The sequence below is a fragment of the Cohnella sp. genome (assembly GCF_041640265.1).
Lineage (GTDB): Bacteria > Bacillota > Bacilli > Paenibacillales > Paenibacillaceae > Cohnella.
Genome location: NZ_JBEQAP010000001.1, coordinates 161,676 through 178,270 on the forward strand (window position 1 = coordinate 161,676; position 16,595 = coordinate 178,270).

A 16,595-nucleotide genomic window follows, 5' to 3' on the forward strand; every position below is an offset into this window, starting at 1 on the left:
TTGATAAGTATGTAAATGATAATCGTTATCATTATATCGAATAGTTGTACTCAAGAAAAGCACCTCCCCTTATTCAGGTGAAGTGCTTTGTCTCTAAGAAGCTTCATTGCAGGAGATTGATCAACCTCGCACCTGTCAATTGTTCTCTTCAAATACGTTAACGATCTCATCAATGGCATAAGTGTTGGCCACGGGTGAAAAACCAAAGTTAAACCATTCGTTGTCTCCGACAAGATAAACGTGATTGTTCTTGACTGAATCTAGATTTTTCCAAATAGAACTCTTGAGCATATCCTCATAGGTTGTTCTCGCCTGTGCAGCCTCATCGCCGCTATCCACCTGGAGAATGATATGATCCGGGTTGTATTCCGGGAGCATTTCCAGAGAGAGCATTACGCTCCCCTCGTCCTTCGGATAAGCGTCAACCGGCTTTAAGCCTAATTCCTGGTGAATAATTTTCCCTCTGCTTGACTGTTTTCCGAGAACATAGGATCCTTTTGGCGTTATTCTCATATAGATAACCGTCTCGTCTCCAACAAGCGCGTTAAGATTCTCCTTGGCCTCCATCGTTTTACGATCATAATCCTGAATAACCTGCTCAGCCTGGTCAAGTCTGCCAAGCGCTTCACCCATATCTCTGAGCTCATCGCGCCAATCGTCCCGATCCGGCAGCAGGACGGTCGGAGCAATCTTCGCAAGCTGGTCGTAACTTTTCTCATCCCGCCATGCAGGCGCGATGATCAAATCCGGCTCAGTGGCCAGCATCGCTTCGAAATTAGCCGTATCCACGTTTCCCATCCTGATAACATCTTTAAATGTCTCATTAAAATAAGAAGGAAATTGTTCATGATAATTCTCAGCGGCAATCGGCGTTACACCAAGTGCGTATAAGAACTCCGGGTAAGTTACCGTAGTGCCGATTACTTTTTTGGGCTCAGTCGGTATCGTGATATCCCCCTTGATACTCTTTACAATACGCTGTACTTCCTCAGTAGAAGCCTTCGCGCTTGAAGGTGTATTCTCAGGATTTACCGTTGCACCTGCCGATGGATCCGGCTTATTGTTGGTCGTTCCACAAGCGGTGCTCGTCAACAATAATAAAACGGCAACAATTACTGCTATCATCTTGCTGGTTGGTTTCATTCTTTTTTTGCCCCCATATCCCTCTAATCAATAATAATTCTCATTCTCATTGTAGCGGAACAAACGGGTACACCATATGGAGGAATGGGAACAATTCTTTGGAGTATTGGGAAGTCTGTTACAGGCTTAACGAGAAATACCCTTCCGCCTTTCCAATCTACGGATAATATCGTCTATGGCATAATTGGTCGCTACAGGCGAGAAAGAAAAGTTATACCACTCTTTGTTCCCTACTAGGTACACTTGTTTTCTCTTAACTACAGTCAACTCGTTCCATTGTGCGCTCTTTAACCATTCCTCGTAGCGTTCCCGCGCACTGTTCTCCTGTTGATCAAGATGAAGAAAAATATGATCGGCGTTTAATAGAGATAGGTTTTCTGTGGTGAGAGCGATTCCCGACTTTGATTTCTGTAAGGCTTTGGCGGGCTTCAGCCCCAATTCCTGATGGATTAATTTCCCTCTGGTTGAATGTTCCCCGAAAAGAACAGATTCTCCTCTTGTAATTCTCATATATATAACAGACTCGCCTCCGACAATTGCGCGTAGTCTTTCTTTGGCGAAGGCCAATTTTAAATCATAAGCTTGGATGACCTGTTCGGCCTGACTCTTCTTCCCCAGCACTTCCCCCATATCCCGTAATTCATCTCGCCAATCCTCCCTTTCCGGCAACAGGACAGTTGGAGCGATACGGGAAAGCGCTTCGTAATTCTGTTTATCCTTCCATGCAGGAGCAAGAATAAAGTCCGGTCTGGCAGATCGGATCATCTCGAAATTTGGCGTGCTCATATCGTCCAACCTTAGGACGTCCTTAAACGGTTCCTTTAGATAGGAAGGAAAATCATCATGCTTATTGGGGGCGGCAATCGGTGTAACGCCAAGCGAATACAGAAGTTCCGGGTAAGTGATAGAAGTACCCAAATGACGCCGATTCCGAACATACTGTCGGGGAGACTGACCGACGGTCTGCTTAAAGCGCCGACTCAAATAATGCTCATCCTGGAAGCCGACATGACGCGCAATGTCGTAAAGACTGCTTCCGGCGATGTGCAGCATCTCCTTTGCCCGACCGATTCGGAGTCCAGTCAGATAATCAGTCGGACTTTTCCCCGTCATTTCCTTAAATAAAAAGGTATACCATCGACGACTCATATTCGCCATTTGCGCCAACTGATCGACGTTTATGACTTCATGATAGTGATGATGCATGTGCTGAATCGTCTGCTCCACAGCAGATTTCGTATCCGAATTTGTGGTTTGATAAAGATTCCGCTCCATCATATAGTACATCAGTGTCTGAAATCGAAATTGGTTGACAAATTGCTCCCGTTCATCAAGTTCGTTGACATGCTGGAGAATCTCTTTCATAGAGTCCTCAAGTCGATACAAGGATGTCCCTGTTATTCCTTTACAATTAAGGAGTCCTAGCGTCTCACATAATGCAGTTTTGATAATTCCTCCACATTCTCCCGTCTGGAATATCTCAAAGGTCAGCACGTAGAAGCAAAGGTGTTCCTCACCATCATGACGAATCTCTATTGAAGTTTCGGGAAGGAGCACCAGACTCTTTCCTCTGAGCAGCCGGATAGGCGTGCCGTTTAATTGCAACATTCCTTGTCCCTTTGTAATCAAGAGCAAAGTATGGGCGTCCATCTGTTGTTCATTAAATTGCCCGCAAGCTATTGTTCTATAACAAATTCCAATCATTGTAAAATGTAAATCACGGAACGGAATCCGATTAGTTTTCTCCTGATTCATGACCATGTTGCTGTCCTTTCACAGTAACTTTCAGTTTGATTGATAATGATTATCAATGATTTTCTATTATTATAATGCAAGGACACCATAAAAAGAAGCCTTCAACAATTCATAGCTGTTGAAAGCTTCTTAAACAGATAGGAAGAAAAGTAAAGCTCCCCGTGTAAACAAGATTCAGACTTTCCCTTTTCTTGTAATGGCAAGTAAAATTTCTTCGCCGCAGATCCTATCTTCTCGAACCCCTTTATGACAATATCCCCTTCGCTCAGCAGTTGAAGAATAAATCGAAAATGTCGATCTCTGAATCGAAGGGATATCGTCATTAAGGCTCCGATTATGAGTGATCACAGCGGGTCGGTGATTATCGGGATCAACTCATAAAGACTATTTACGTCGCATCCGATGGTTTCGGCAATAGAGATCGCTGTCTTAAGAGGCATGATTCTCTTATTATCCATAAAGTCTAATAGCTTCTCCTGTTTATAAAGCAAAGCTCCGGCGAGCTCTTCTAATGTAATCCCTGATTCATGCAATCGTTCATTGAGCAGACAGCGGCCAAGTTCAAATTTCATAGCATCTAATCCTCTCCTATTAAGCTTTTATGAATCCAGACGGCCGCTTGGCTTCCTTCACCCATCGCAATCGTCACCATCTCCGAGAACGTGGACACATCTCCGGCTGCCCATACATGCTGGGCATTGGTCATTTTGGTGCGGGGATCGACGGGAATGTGATTGTTATCCATTCGTCTAACGTCCAGCTGTTCGGCAAGGCTCGAGTGGACCTCGTTACCCCCGAAAGCGATGAAACACTTCTCCACTAAGAGAGTATCGCCGTCCTTTAGGACTACACCGCGGAACTGCGACCCTTCCGTAAGAACTGAGCTAATCGGCTGGTCAAAATAAACGATTCCTTTCTCTTCTAAACGGTGTCGAACCTTATTGTCCAAGGCAGCTTGTTCATGATTCACATAGATAAGATCCGCTGTCCAATGACTGAGGGTCAGCGCCATCTGACCCCCGACATTGCCGCTGCCTATGACTAATGTCCGCTTGTCCGACACCTCGTAACCATCGCAATCCGGACAAACATAAACGCTTAAACCCATACAAGGAATAAGCTCCGGGAAATCCGGAAGCCGATCCTTTACTCCCGTTGCCAGCAGCAGCCTTCTCCCTCTGATTTCTTCCTCCTCGGACGTCGTCAATATGAAGCCGTCCGATTCTCTTACTGCCTTCACTACCGTCCCCCGCAGAAACTGGACTCCCAGCCTCTGGGCGTGTTCTTTTCCTGCAGACCGCAAGATAGGTCCACCAATACCGTCCGGCCAGCCGATTATGTTGTTATAACTTCTGCACAAGTTAGAACGTCCTTCGTCAGCGTCGATAACCATAATTTTATGTCGATACCGTCCTAACTGAATGGCGGCCTGCAGACCAGCGATACCCCCGCCGACAATCACACAATCATATGAAATAGAAACTCCTCCTTACTATAGTTCAACCTATTTTTCACCATTGTTTCTTAGATGTGCGATGCTTAAACAAACCTAAACCCCGATTTTCGGATTTCAACAAACATTCCCACGAGTCGACCCCTGATATATAATACATATGATCCTGCTATCACTTGATACGATCGCCTAATTGAAAGATAGGAGAACTCATATGGATATTATTGAAATTCAAACACATCTTATAGATGAAGATACAGATCAACCCCGATATCAATTCGGTGAAGAATCGCTGCAAGAGTTAATAGAAAGCATCTCCGAGCTTGGCTTGTTGTCCCCCATCAAAGTAAGAACGGCCAATGGCGGCAGATACAAGATCATTTACGGAAACCGCCGATACAAAGCCTGCAAAACGCTTGGTCGTCCAACGATTCCATGCATCGTATCGACGGTTACGGACGAGATGGAGATTTACCTCGAGCAAATTGCGGAGAATTTAACACGCGAAGGCTTCTCCCCGATCGAGGAAGCGGAAGCTTTCAATAAGCTGCTGACCGATCCCAAATTCAGCAGCTCAACCAAATACTTATCCAGTAAGCTGGGTAAGCCGGAATCCTATATAAAAAACAAATGCGAGTTGCTTAAGTTCAGCAATGCCGTCAAGAAGCTGATCGTAAGCGGCACGGATATTCGGAAAGACAAGCTGACTGAAGATCAGTTATTGCCCCTGAAGGACTTGCCGATGGAGCATCGAGATTCCTTAGCTTTGATTATGGCTAGAGACGAGATGCCCGTCAGTGACGTGAAGAGGATCGCCCGTTTGTTCAAGGATAGCGGAATTTCGGACGGAACGAAGAGCAAGCTTCTCTATAAATCCGGACATGAGCTGCTTGAAACTTGGTCTGTATTCGAGCATAACAAGAAAGAGCGGGCGAAGGCTGCCGCTGAGCCGAAGCAAGCAGTGAAGAAGGATAAGCCTGAGAAAAGCAGTGATGTCGAGGAGAATAGTATAAGTGAGCCGGTATTGGAACCTAGTGCAGGAAGCAACGAAAACCTAGGAACAATTGAAACCATCCAAAGCAAGCTGCTGAGAATACTTGAAGCTCTTCCTGCTCATCAACCCCTGTCACCCGAAGCTTTGCAATCAGTGGGGAGCCTTCCTTTAGCGGACAAGGATCAGCTTCTAAATGGCATCGACACGCTCATCGACGATCTCGAGAAGCATCTGGCGGATTGGAGAGCAGTTAAGGGTCTTGCAAATAATTGACAATTTCTCCAATCGGATGCTATGTTTGTCCTATTCATCATCAAACGAAGGAGGTCCCCATCGATGCAACGCCTACAGCAGATTATTCCACGCAATTTCATAGGCTTGTATTCCATAGGCTGACCTTTGTGTAAGTGCATACGATATTTATTTGCACACATTACTCCAGGCGGAGGGCCTGGAGTTTTTATTTTCTTCTCCAGGTCTCTTGGTACCCGAGGTTATCGGCTTCTTATTCTAAAGGAGTTATTATATGTCACAAAAAAACTCAATATCGATATCATGGTTGCTTAGGTATCTTCGTCCCGTCAAGGGGCGCATGTTATTCCTCCTAGTACTTCTTTTGACATCGACAGCCATCCAACTCATCCATCCACAAATCATCCAGCAATTTATTGACACCGCATCCGCTAAAGGAGCACTGAAGAGTTTAACCGGTTTGGCCGGCCTGTACCTTGTCATTGCGGTTTGCAATCAGCTTATATCGGTCGTAATAAGTTATCTTGGAAATGATGTGTCCTGGAAAGCTACCAATCAGCTCCGGGCTGATTTACTCAAGCATTGCCTGCGGTTGGATATGCGATTTCACAATCAGAAAACTTCAGGTGAAATGGTAGAACGCATTGATGGTGACGTCAATAATATGTCAAACTTCTTCGCCATGTTTATTGCGCAAATTGTAGGCAGCTTTATTCTCCTTGCTGGAATTCTTAGTGTTATGTTTGTTTTATAATTGGCAGATAGCTCTCGTAATGACGCTTTTTACCATGATCTCTATCTTCTTAATGATTTCCATTCGTGACCTAGGAGTGACCGCTTCAAAGGAAGAGCGTCAAGCAAGCGCTTCGTTGTTCGGTCTCATTGAAGAACGAATTGCTGGTATAGAAGATGTACAGGCCAACGGTAGTGTACCGTATGTCATGAATCGATTTCACCGTGCTATGCGCACCGTATTCCTTAGCGGAAGAAGAGCATGGATGCTTCGAGTGATCCCGTGGAATGCTACTGTGATTTTATTCACAATTGCCGTAACGGTGGTCTTACTGATGAGTGTTCACCTGTATCTGATCGATCAGATCACCTTAGGCACACTCTTTCTCTTCTTTCAATATACGCAAATGTTGAACGACCCGATCGAACAGCTTGGCAACCAAATCCAAGAGTTTCAGAGAGCCAAGTCCGGTATGCAGCGCTCCCATGAACTTCTATCCTTGCGTAGCGAGATTCAGGATGGGGCGGATGAAATACTTCCGAAAGGTGCTCTCGGAGTGCAATTTGAACATGTGAACTTCAGTTATAACCAAGATAAGCCCGTCCTTCGCGACATCAACTTTACATTGAAACCTGGAGAACGTCTTGGCATTGTGGGGCGTACAGGTAGCGGGAAGTCCAGCATCAGCCGATTATTACTGAGGTTATATAACATCGACAGCGGTGTCATTCGGGTAGGTGGTCTAGATATTCGAAGCTTGAAGTTAGAAGCGCTTTATCGCCGAGTTGGTATGGTCACTCAGGACGTTCAGCTGTTTGACGGAACGCTCCGAGACAACCTAACGCTATTTAACGTTGGTGTGTCAGATCAGAAGATTTTTGATATTACCGAGAAACTAGGAATGCGACAATGGATCGATGCCCTTCCTCAGGGGCTAGATACTCATTTGTCTGCTGGGGGAGCCTCCTTGTCTGCGGGCGAGGCACAGTTATTTGCGCTCACTCGAGTTTTTTTAACACAACCTAGTCTCGTCATCTTGGATGAACCCTCTTCAAAACTCGATGCGGCTACCGAAGCCACTTTACAAGCAGCCGTCGACCAACTACTGGAACGTTGTACGGAGGTTGTCATTGCTCACCGATTGTCCACGCTTGAGAAAGTAGACAAAATAATGGTTCTTGGATCTGGAAGTATCCTAGAGTTTGGTGATCGAGAGACTCTGGCACAGGATCACTCCTCACACTATGCGGAGCTCCTGCGAAAGAGTAGATTGGAGGAACTGGCATGACGGTAAGCCATTTTATGCAGCGTCTACTACAATTCCGATTATCACTTTATATACTAAATGGATTTTTATGGACCCTCTTTCACTCTATGCCTGTCCTCGTTGGGCTCAGTATGCAGTGGTTCTTCGATCGAGCAACCAGCCAATCTCACAACTACCAATGGTTGGCGGTACCTCTGGTGGCAGTAGCCCTTGTGAGGTTTACCCGAGTAAGTTTATTTTTCATCGCCTTTTACAAATGGGTGACGTTCAGCTACACCATACAGGCGTTATTACGTACCAACTTGCTTGCTGGCATTATGCGTTGGCCGGGACATAACCTTCCTGCATCTCCAGGCGAAGCCATTAGTCGCTTCCGGGATGACGTACATGAAGTCGATGAGTACATCGAATCATGGGTAGACTTCTGGGGACGGTTAGCGTATGCCGTCATTTCCATCGTGATTATGGCAAGAATAAATTGGCAAATCACTTTAGTTGCTATTTTACCACTGGTGGTAGTCAGCACGTTAAACAATCTATCCGGAAATAGGGCAAGACGCTATGGCCAACTTAATCGCGAAGCCACCGGACGCATCACTGGATTTATCGCGGAAACCTTTGGTGCCGTTCAAGCCGTAAAGCTCGGAAAAGCAGAGGACAATGTCTTAAGTCGGTTCCTAAAGCTCAACGAAAATCGCAGACATGCAGCCCTTAAAGATAACCTGTTCAAACAGTGGATGCAGTCGTTGAATCATCATGTGTTAAGCATCTGTACGGGTGCCATTTTACTGATGTGTGCCGCTGAGATGCAGGCAGGCCGATTTACTGTAGGCGACTTTGCACTCTTTACGACGTACTTAACTACATTCTCTTTTAGTGTCTCGCTGTTCGGTTATATGGTCTTCCAACACAAGCGACTGAAAGTATCGCTCGACCGGATGAGCATTTTGTTTCGGCCCACGGAAGAAGAGAGGTTGGTGGAATTCAGTGAAATCCACCTTGATGGATCCCCGCCAGCTGTTGAGGATTCTCATAAGATCAAAATAGAACAACTGCAATGCTTGGAAGTTAATGACCTTACCTATTCTTATCCGAATTCGGAGAATGGTGTAGAAAGCGTCAGTTTCCGGTTGGAACGTGGGAAGTTCCTGGTCATCACAGGGAGAATCGGGTCTGGGAAATCTACCCTGGTACGTACACTTTTGGGGCTGTTGCCCAAAACAAATGGAACAATTACTTGGAACGGGAATGAGGTAGATAATCCTTCTACATTCCTGTTGCCGCCGAGATCAGCTTATACACCGCAAGTACCACGTCTATTTAGTGATCCGCTCCGAGAAAATATTACTCAAGGCCACCACGCTACTCCGGATTCGCTTGACCGCGTCATACGATTGGCAGTGATGGAAAAAGACATTCATGATCTCGAGCATGGGCTCGATACATTAGTTGGTCCACGAGGTGTAATGCTGTCGGGCGGACAAATTCAACGCGCTGCAACTGCAAGAATGATGATGACCGAGTCTGACCTGGTTATCTTTGATGACTTGTCCAGCGCACTGGATGTAGAAACGGAACACCTACTATGGGAACGGTTATTTAAGGAACGCGACGTCACCTGCATTGCTGTCTCTCATCGTAAGGCCGCCCTATTACGTGCTGACCATATCATTGTTTTGAAGGACGGACGAGTTGATTCAGAAGGAACCCTATCGGAACTTCTGGCTACTAGCTTAGAGATGCAGCTTCTGTGGCAAGGAGAAGAGTCCAAGGTTTCGCAAGAAGCATATAGATATTCCATTCGTCCTCTTTAGAACAAACGCTCCAATTCGTCTACCAATGACCCGACGTACGCAACAGCGCTGCGGATCGGCTTTGCATCCGTCATGTTGACCCCAGCATGCTCCATCAGGTCGAGCGGCCGTAATGTACCCCCAGCCTTAAGAACTTCTAGCCAACGATCGATAACAGACTGCCCTTCATCCTTCATTAATTGTACAACTGCCGTCGAAGCCGTCAAGCCTGCTGCGTAAGTATATGGATAAAGCCCCATGTAGTAATGCGGCTGACGCATCCAAGTCAAATTAGCACCCGGATCGAGTTCTACCGCATCACCCCAGAACTCGGAGAGCACATTCCCTTTTAAAGAAGACAGCTTCTTCGCTGTCAGAGCCTCGCCCGCTTCTCCAGCCGCATATACTCTTCGTTGCATGTCGCCTTCGAGCAAATGTGTCACGAAATTATGATAATAAGTACTTAACAGTTGCAGAATAACCCATCGCTTCATCCTTGGATCGCTGGACTGCTTCAAGAGGTGCTCCGCTAACAGCAGTTCGTTCATCGTGGATGGTGCTTCGATGAAGTAGGTTGACGGCCGGAAATTCGTATACCGTTGATTTCGTGCCGCGAGCATCAGGTGACCAGCGTGTCCAAGCTCGTGCGCCAAGGTGAAGGCGCTCCTCATATTTCCGGTCCATGTGATCAAAATGTACGGATGAGCCCCGTAAGGTGAAGCACAGAATGCACCGGTCGATTTACCGACATTATCTGCGTAGTCAATCCATCTTTGAGACAAGGCTTTTTCCATCAGTTCCATATATTCTGGTCCCATGACACTCAGAGCTTCCAAGATTGTCGAACCGGCTTCTTGGGTGGTAACAGAAGGATTGAATTCCGGTTCAAAAGGAGCCTTCAGGTCGCAAAACAGTAACCGATCCAAGCCGAGCACCCTTTTTTTCAGCTTCATCAAGCGCTGCATGTGAGGAGCAAGCTCCATGCGGATGACATCGAGAATCGTATGGTACATCTCCTTCGTCACCTGCTGAGGCTGTAAAAGCATATCCGTTACAGACGCATATCCACGCAATTGAGCTGTCACGGTTTGTTTTTTCACTTCGGTTGAGTAAATGGCTGCGAATGTATTCTGATATTGCTCGAGCGTCCAGGTGAACGATTCATAGGAAGCCCGGCGCAGCGTGGTATTCGCAGAGAATTCAAAGTCCGTCTCGAAAAGAGCGAACGAGACGGGATGAGTCACGCCTTGTTCGTCTTTAACGGAGGAGAAGGACATGTCCGACAACTTGCTGCGTTGATAAATATTGTACGGTGCTCCCAGTACTTCACTAAGGGACGCCAAGACGGCCTCCGTCTCAGCACTCAGTTGGTGTGGCTTCGTCTCGAGCAGATCGTCCAGGCTTTTGCGGAATGGCTCAAGACGAGGCTCCTCTTTTATGTATCTCTCAATCATCCCTTCAGGCAAAGCTAGAATTTCTGAACGTATAAACGAAAGCGCAGCCCCTATTCCAGCAGTAGCGTCCCCTGAGCGAGTAGAGTTCGCTTGGTTTTGTGGGTTACTTGTGTCTTCGGTGAAACGCAGCCTTGCGTATGTAGCCATTCGCATAGTTCGCTCTAGCAATACTTCTTGTGTCTCCAGGCAGTCCGCCAAATGGCTCACTCCATCCTGTAAATTCCCCTTATATTGCTGTATATGGATGGCAAGCTCTTGAAGAGCTTTCAGCTCCGCCTCCCAAGCCTCGATGCTAGCGAATAGTTCGGAAAGATCCCATGTGAGCTCGATCGACACTTCATTTCTAAGTACTCTTAGTTTCATGATTCCTCATCTCCCGATATTGAGTCTGTTAGTTCAAGCACCTATTCAAATCATCGATTTCGCTAATATAACCATCTGCTTCCTAGACAATCGAAAGCTATCCATCTCAATGTAAGTACCATCTTGCACCCACCGCAAACATCCTCCAAGTGCTCCATAAGTAAACCTCGCTTCAATTCCGTTCAATTTAACAATCTCACCACTCGCGTGCTTCCCGATTTATCGAAGTAATGGAGTCTAACCTTCGTAATTAGTCAGTCAGTATCAAGAGGATAAGGTTCATTGATTTCAAGCTTCATTGAACAACGTTCGCAAGAAGAAACGACTTGAAATTCTGCATTACCGACCGAAAAATTCAATTTCATCATTTGACTTGTTAAAAATTTGATGTGGTACCAAAGGAGGAAGCTCTATCCCCTCTTCGGAGTTAAGATAATCTCTTTGTCGGCTATCTCAAGGTTTATAAAACTGATAGGTAAATACCGTGTCGCCTGATACATAAAACGATATGATGATTAATGACTTTATAAACCAAAAAACGAGGTGATTTGAAATGGGCGTAAGAAGGTTGACAATAAAAGTAGGTGAAACTTCTGTTGCTATGGTCGACTTAGCATCGGGTGAAAGCATAATCGGAGTAGCATTTTCACCAGATGATGATGCTAGTAGAGGGGCAGTCGAAGTTACGAGAGTAGGAAGAAGCGATGTAGAAATCCGCGGATTAAAAGTAGGATCTGGTACAGTAGGCATTACAATCCGTAATTCTACCACGGGAAGAGTAAGAACCATTTCGATTAAGGTAACTGTTAAATAAACTATGATTAGGAAACCAATAAGAGACAAATGGAGATCATACGGAATTATGAAGGGATCGGCAAACTTGGTTCCTTATTTGCCGGATACAAAAGTACTGGAAAAAACCTCCTTTTGGTCGATGATAAATCGATATATTAAAGTCATTCTAAAACCCCGCGTTGGTAAATCTGGTTACGGTGTAATGCAAGTATCAAAAATAAAAAATGACCGATTTGAAATTTATTCAGAGAAGATAAGAAAGACCTTTCATGGAAGGGATCAAATTTATAGATATATCACCCGAAAGATTGGGTCTCGAGCATATATAATCCAGCAGCGAATTCCTTTGGCGACCGTTGATAAAACCCCTTTCGATATAAGAGTGATGGTACAGCGACAAAATTACAAAGCTCCATGGGAAGTTACGGGTAAATTTGCGAAAATCGCTCAAAAAGGATACTTTGTCACCAATGCTGCTAGAGGTATTGTATTAGTGGAAACTGCAATGAAACGTTCTTCACTTAAAAAAACACCTAAAGTATCAAAGATAAATAGCATTGCTAAACTTGTAGCGAAAAAACTAGATAATTTTTACAAGATTCGAACTTTAGGTGTTGATATTGGGATAGATAAAAAAGGTAATATTGGGGTAATTGAAGCGAATTTTTATCCATCGGTTTCACCTTTTCTTAGGTTAAGTGATAAATCAATGTATCGGAAGATTATGTTGTTCAAAAAAAGATAGAACAGGCTGCCAATCGGCAGTCTGTTCACAGTTATAATGCTTTTGTCAGGGCGGATTTCCCTTCTTCTCAATTATGTTCTTGTAGTGGCTATCGAAATAAGGACACGAAGGATTAAACATGAAAATAAATTTTCTAATATTTTTTCTAATACGAGATACCTGTTGGTTCCAAATAAATTCATAAAGTATAAGATAGAGCATGAAAGGAGAGGTATCCAATGCGACAACTTTTTAAATCCGGACCTTTTGATCTAATATTTACACCTAACAAAGTTAGAGCGATTATTAATAAAACAATACAAACCAAACAAGGCCGTATTAGCGTCAGAACATGTATTAAGCAAAAGATTCCTGGCGGGAATATTTTGACTCTTTCTGAAATTCGATTCAATAATCAACTATTCATTTCAAGCCAAGTGAATGTTTCTCCAGAAACCGGAACGAGTACAATACTTGCTAAATTTGGATCAACACTAACTTCTGGGGCAAGAAATGTATTTCTTCATGTTTCTTCAGCTAATCCCGGAAGACAGGGTGTTGTTACTGGAAAGATTAATGGTAAACTAATCAAACCTTGGGCATTAGTATCAAAAGGTCTTGAGGGTAAATACTCCACAGGATGTTTAAAATTTGTTAATGGAACCAGACCGAGAATGAGAGTAAATAGAAAAATAGCTCGACCCCTGGAAATTTTATCAAAGACACTCAAAAAGGACTTTATAATATTCTCCAATAAAATCAAGGTGCTTCCCGTTCCGTGTTGGCTTGAAATACTTGCAGCATATATTATATTTCTTGCATGTTTAGACTCATGCTCTGCATTTATCCTGGATGAAGCATTATTTATCGTTTGTTTGCTTATTTGTTATGTAAATTATACTCTGGGAATTGCGAAACATTTTGGGAAATAGTCAGATTTGACAATTGAGAGGAAATCAAAAAGAGTAGAGACGTGTAAACGTTTACGTCAAAGTGGCATCTACTATAAAATCGAATGACAAGCATAGGTGATCGACCTAGTAAATAAGAAATATACAGCAATGAAATCCAGATCCAAGTGGCATCAGGTTCACTTAATGCCCTTACAATTCCGCCAGTCGCTAGAGCAACCAATAATGGAACAACCGAATACATCACATTTTGCTCATCAACCTCTTTCATGAGCAAAATCAACGTATTCTAAGTTTTACGGATATATTTAATCCAATGCGGTTCGTAGGCTTCACTTATTCGAAGCCCAGTGTAATATTTGGGTCCATCTCAAATTGTTTCTTGAGACCTTCAGGCACTTCATTTTTGACAGTGGTAGTGGTTGAATCCAATTTATAATAATACTCTTTACATGATGCACACAATAAGATCAAGACTCAACAGAGGAATAAGCGTAAACGTTAAGCTCGTTATTACATACAGGGCAACGAATAATTCGTTTACGGTTTCACCAATCTGGGAGCATTTTAAATGTCATTACCAATTTCGCTAAACACCCCTTCAACAAAAAGAAATAGGAGCCGACATAAAGCAAGCTCCTGAGCTATCGGGTACCGACGGAGCGTAACGTCATCATTTATTTCATCTAAAACTGTATTATGTTCCAGTTGAACGCTAGCAAGTCCGATATATACTAATGACATGACTTCCAAATCATCTACATCATCAAGCTCCTCGTAATATTCTTTGAGGATAGCTTTACTCGCTTTTTCAAAAGATAACCCTGGTCCTAATAACTCGTTAATGTATCACGTACATCGCAAGTAGTATCATCATCAAATATTCCAGTACCCCATGCACCCATATCTTTTACAACTCCTTAGTTCAATTAAAAAAACCTAACTACAAGTATCATTTGGGGCTATCGTTACTCGTTAGCTCAACGCCAATCTCACGGATAGGATAAACCATCTTCATTACGCCACTTTATGTAAAAGTCACGAAGCTCCAAAATATCTTAGAAGTTCATGTTCTCTAGTTCCTCATCGGTTGTTCTAGTATATCCCTCTTGAATCATCCCGCTTTTCATCAACTCGATTGAAACAAGCTCTCTCCACTTTTCAAACATTCCAACCTGAACATTAATTTTTTCTCGATTATTAGCATTTCCGATAACCGCATCGACTTGATATCTTCCATATCGTCAATCAGCCTTTTGACGATCCTGAAAGGGCTTTTGACCCGTTGAGACATGGTAGTGAAAATCGCTAAGGGCACCGTGGAGAATACGTGCAGCATATGGAACTAATTGGGTGAGGCTACCTCCACCTTCTGTTCCCACATGCCTTCTAACGTTTGATCACTACCTACTGACCTCTCTTTCTTTATTCATCCGATTCTAAGGAAGATGAAATCCTGCGAATACACGAGCTTGAGTGAGATAATCAAATCATACCGAGGGAGTTGAAAAATCACTCTTCACCATATTCCACATTTTCATGCTGCATCACATTAAGCGCCCAATCACTAAAGGAATCGTATACTGTTGTTACAGGCCAGAAAGGGTCTGACTCAACGGAACCGCGCCATGTCAAATGTACTTGTGCGAATTTGTTCTCATTTTTCAACCAGTACAGATACTCGTCCCTATCCCTTCTTCGAGCCAAGATCTCCAGCTCTTTTTTGTATAAGACATGGTCTGAGCATAGTTCCTTCTTAAGCTCTACTATGAATTTTTCTGATTTTGAAACTTGCCATGGATCGAGGAACGAAAAGTTTTCCATAAACATAGCACCTCCAACAATTATGCCTGTTAAAGGTATTACAACATGGAGCAAACTTCGTTGGCAATTACTCATCGGCTCGTTGAGTTATCGTTCCCCTTAGTATTCCAGGATACACACATTATTCTAATAAGGATAACGGTTTTGAGAAATACTTTTTATGGATAACACAGGAGGTGAACTATAGAATGAGCACTAAAACCAAACCCGATAAAAACAACCCAAAGAATAGCCCGTCACGATCTAACGACCCGAACGATCAAGGTAGAACTAGAGTGCAAAATAATTCGAAGTAAAGCTGACATGCCCAGTTAAATATTATGAAAGCATCACCAACCCCGGTCTACATGACCGGGTTCTTTTTTGAGAATAGTATCCACAAAACACCCCAGAGCAACGGAGTTAATAAAAATAGGCAATTTCTTTATACTACCCGTTTGTTTAACAGCTGACGCAGAACGAAGGAAAAGGCAGCCTGTTGCTTGTCCGGCTGCCGTTATTCCTTTATTCAGCTAGAGTGTCCGTCAATAGCGGGTTGTTGTATACTTAGTTTCTAAAAAATTATAATTCTAACTATTTACAGTGACCACTGGTTTAATTTTTCATGGAAGCTTAAGGGGTCAGCCATTGGTGCTAGCCAGTATCTTTTTAAAATATGAAGCTGATTCTGTGTAACCTATAGACTTGTAAAACTCGCTAGCCCTTCTTGTCGCAAGGGCAATTAATTTAGACCCACGGTCTTGAGCTTGCTCTTCAATTAATACCATTAGTTTCTGACCAATTTTCTTTCTCCTGTGCTCTTCTAGAACAAATAATTCTTCTACCCAACTTATTACACCGTTTGCGTAAAATGTTGAATGGTGGAATACCAGCACATAGCCAATTATTTTCGAGTCAATTTGTGCGACTATCAGATCAGCGTTACTGTTATTTATGATATCTAGATAAATCTGTGAGAAACGCTCTTTATTAAGAATGAAACTTGTCGCTAGGTTTGCTGCCAGTCTAAATACTTCATCTTCATCTTGTAATGTTGCTTCTCTGCATAACATGTTTTATCAACCTCTTCTCAAAATCCGATAATTCAATTATAAATTCTTCAAGGATATTAAACTTCCTTTTTTTGTAACGTTG

The 16,595-nt window shown here is 43.5% G+C and carries 15 protein-coding genes; 7 read left to right on the forward strand and 8 right to left on the reverse strand.

The genetic code is table 11. The features are described 5' to 3' along the window. Positions 1–135: 135 nt before the first annotated feature. The 4 genes from ACESLK_RS00805 to ACESLK_RS00820 all read right to left on the reverse strand — a co-directional run bounded on the left by ACESLK_RS00805 (position 136) and on the right by ACESLK_RS00820 (position 4,360). A complete protein-coding gene (locus ACESLK_RS00805) occupies positions 136–1,143 on the reverse strand; it encodes an iron-siderophore ABC transporter substrate-binding protein (RefSeq protein WP_372660728.1) in 1,008 nt (335 codons plus the stop codon). A 126-nt stretch (positions 1,144–1,269) separates the two neighbouring features. After that, positions 1,270–2,898, reverse strand: a complete 1,629-nt coding sequence (locus ACESLK_RS00810; protein WP_372660731.1) for an ABC transporter substrate-binding protein — start codon at positions 2,896–2,898, stop codon at positions 1,270–1,272. Between the two features lie 344 nt (positions 2,899–3,242). Further along, positions 3,243–3,470 (reverse strand): XRE family transcriptional regulator, encoded by a 228-nt coding sequence (locus ACESLK_RS00815; RefSeq protein ID WP_372660734.1) that lies wholly within the window; start codon positions 3,468–3,470, stop codon positions 3,243–3,245. A gap of 5 nt (positions 3,471–3,475) precedes the next feature. Continuing rightward, positions 3,476–4,360 carry an NAD(P)/FAD-dependent oxidoreductase gene (locus tag ACESLK_RS00820; RefSeq protein WP_372660737.1) on the reverse strand — a complete coding sequence of 295 codons (885 nt, stop codon included), beginning with the start codon at positions 4,358–4,360 and terminating at the stop codon, positions 3,476–3,478. A 205-nt stretch (positions 4,361–4,565) separates the two neighbouring features. On the opposite strand from ACESLK_RS00820, the gene ACESLK_RS00825 reads away from it, so the two are divergent. The 4 genes from ACESLK_RS00825 to ACESLK_RS00840 all read left to right on the forward strand — a co-directional run bounded on the left by ACESLK_RS00825 (position 4,566) and on the right by ACESLK_RS00840 (position 9,411). Then, complete coding sequence (locus ACESLK_RS00825; RefSeq protein ID WP_372660740.1) at positions 4,566–5,618, forward strand: ParB/RepB/Spo0J family partition protein; 1,053 nt, start codon at positions 4,566–4,568, stop codon at positions 5,616–5,618. Positions 5,619–5,871: 253 nt separating this feature from the next. Then, entirely contained in the window at positions 5,872–6,351 is a 480-nt protein-coding gene (locus tag ACESLK_RS00830) for an ABC transporter transmembrane domain-containing protein (protein WP_372660742.1), read from the forward strand. Then, positions 6,341–7,618: an ABC transporter ATP-binding protein gene (locus ACESLK_RS00835; protein WP_372660745.1), complete on the forward strand. Its 1,278-nt coding sequence runs from the start codon at positions 6,341–6,343 to the stop codon at positions 7,616–7,618. The genes ACESLK_RS00830 and ACESLK_RS00835 overlap by 11 nt, the downstream gene beginning before the upstream one ends. Then, complete coding sequence (locus ACESLK_RS00840) at positions 7,615–9,411, forward strand: ABC transporter ATP-binding protein (protein ID WP_372660748.1); 1,797 nt, start codon at positions 7,615–7,617, stop codon at positions 9,409–9,411. The genes ACESLK_RS00835 and ACESLK_RS00840 overlap by 4 nt, the downstream gene beginning before the upstream one ends. On the opposite strand, the gene pepF is transcribed toward ACESLK_RS00840, so the two are convergent. After that, positions 9,408–11,207: an oligoendopeptidase F gene (gene pepF / locus ACESLK_RS00845; protein WP_372660751.1), complete on the reverse strand. Its 1,800-nt coding sequence runs from the start codon at positions 11,205–11,207 to the stop codon at positions 9,408–9,410. The genes ACESLK_RS00840 and pepF overlap by 4 nt on opposite strands. Positions 11,208–11,760: 553 nt before the next feature. Between pepF and ACESLK_RS00850 the strand changes: the two genes are divergently transcribed. From ACESLK_RS00850 to ACESLK_RS00860, 3 genes are all read left to right on the forward strand, one after another. Further along, on the forward strand, positions 11,761–12,021 hold the full coding sequence (locus ACESLK_RS00850) for a hypothetical protein (protein ID WP_372660754.1): 261 nt from the start codon (positions 11,761–11,763) through the stop codon (positions 12,019–12,021). A 3-nt stretch (positions 12,022–12,024) separates the two neighbouring features. Further along, positions 12,025–12,747, forward strand: a complete 723-nt coding sequence (locus tag ACESLK_RS00855) for a YheC/YheD family protein (protein WP_372660757.1) — start codon at positions 12,025–12,027, stop codon at positions 12,745–12,747. A gap of 218 nt (positions 12,748–12,965) precedes the next feature. Beyond that, entirely contained in the window at positions 12,966–13,658 is a 693-nt protein-coding gene (locus ACESLK_RS00860) for a hypothetical protein (RefSeq protein ID WP_372660760.1), read from the forward strand. An 809-nt stretch (positions 13,659–14,467) separates the two neighbouring features. Here the strand turns inward: ACESLK_RS00860 and ACESLK_RS00865 are convergent. From ACESLK_RS00865 to ACESLK_RS00875, 3 genes are all read right to left on the reverse strand, one after another. Next, complete coding sequence (locus ACESLK_RS00865; RefSeq protein WP_372661375.1) at positions 14,468–14,542, reverse strand: DUF4259 domain-containing protein; 75 nt, start codon at positions 14,540–14,542, stop codon at positions 14,468–14,470. A gap of 607 nt (positions 14,543–15,149) precedes the next feature. Further along, positions 15,150–15,461 carry a hypothetical protein gene (locus ACESLK_RS00870; RefSeq protein ID WP_372660762.1) on the reverse strand — a complete coding sequence of 104 codons (312 nt, stop codon included), beginning with the start codon at positions 15,459–15,461 and terminating at the stop codon, positions 15,150–15,152. Positions 15,462–16,081: 620 nt separating this feature from the next. Then, positions 16,082–16,513: a GNAT family N-acetyltransferase gene (locus tag ACESLK_RS00875; protein ID WP_372660765.1), complete on the reverse strand. Its 432-nt coding sequence runs from the start codon at positions 16,511–16,513 to the stop codon at positions 16,082–16,084. Positions 16,514–16,595 lie beyond the last annotated feature (82 nt).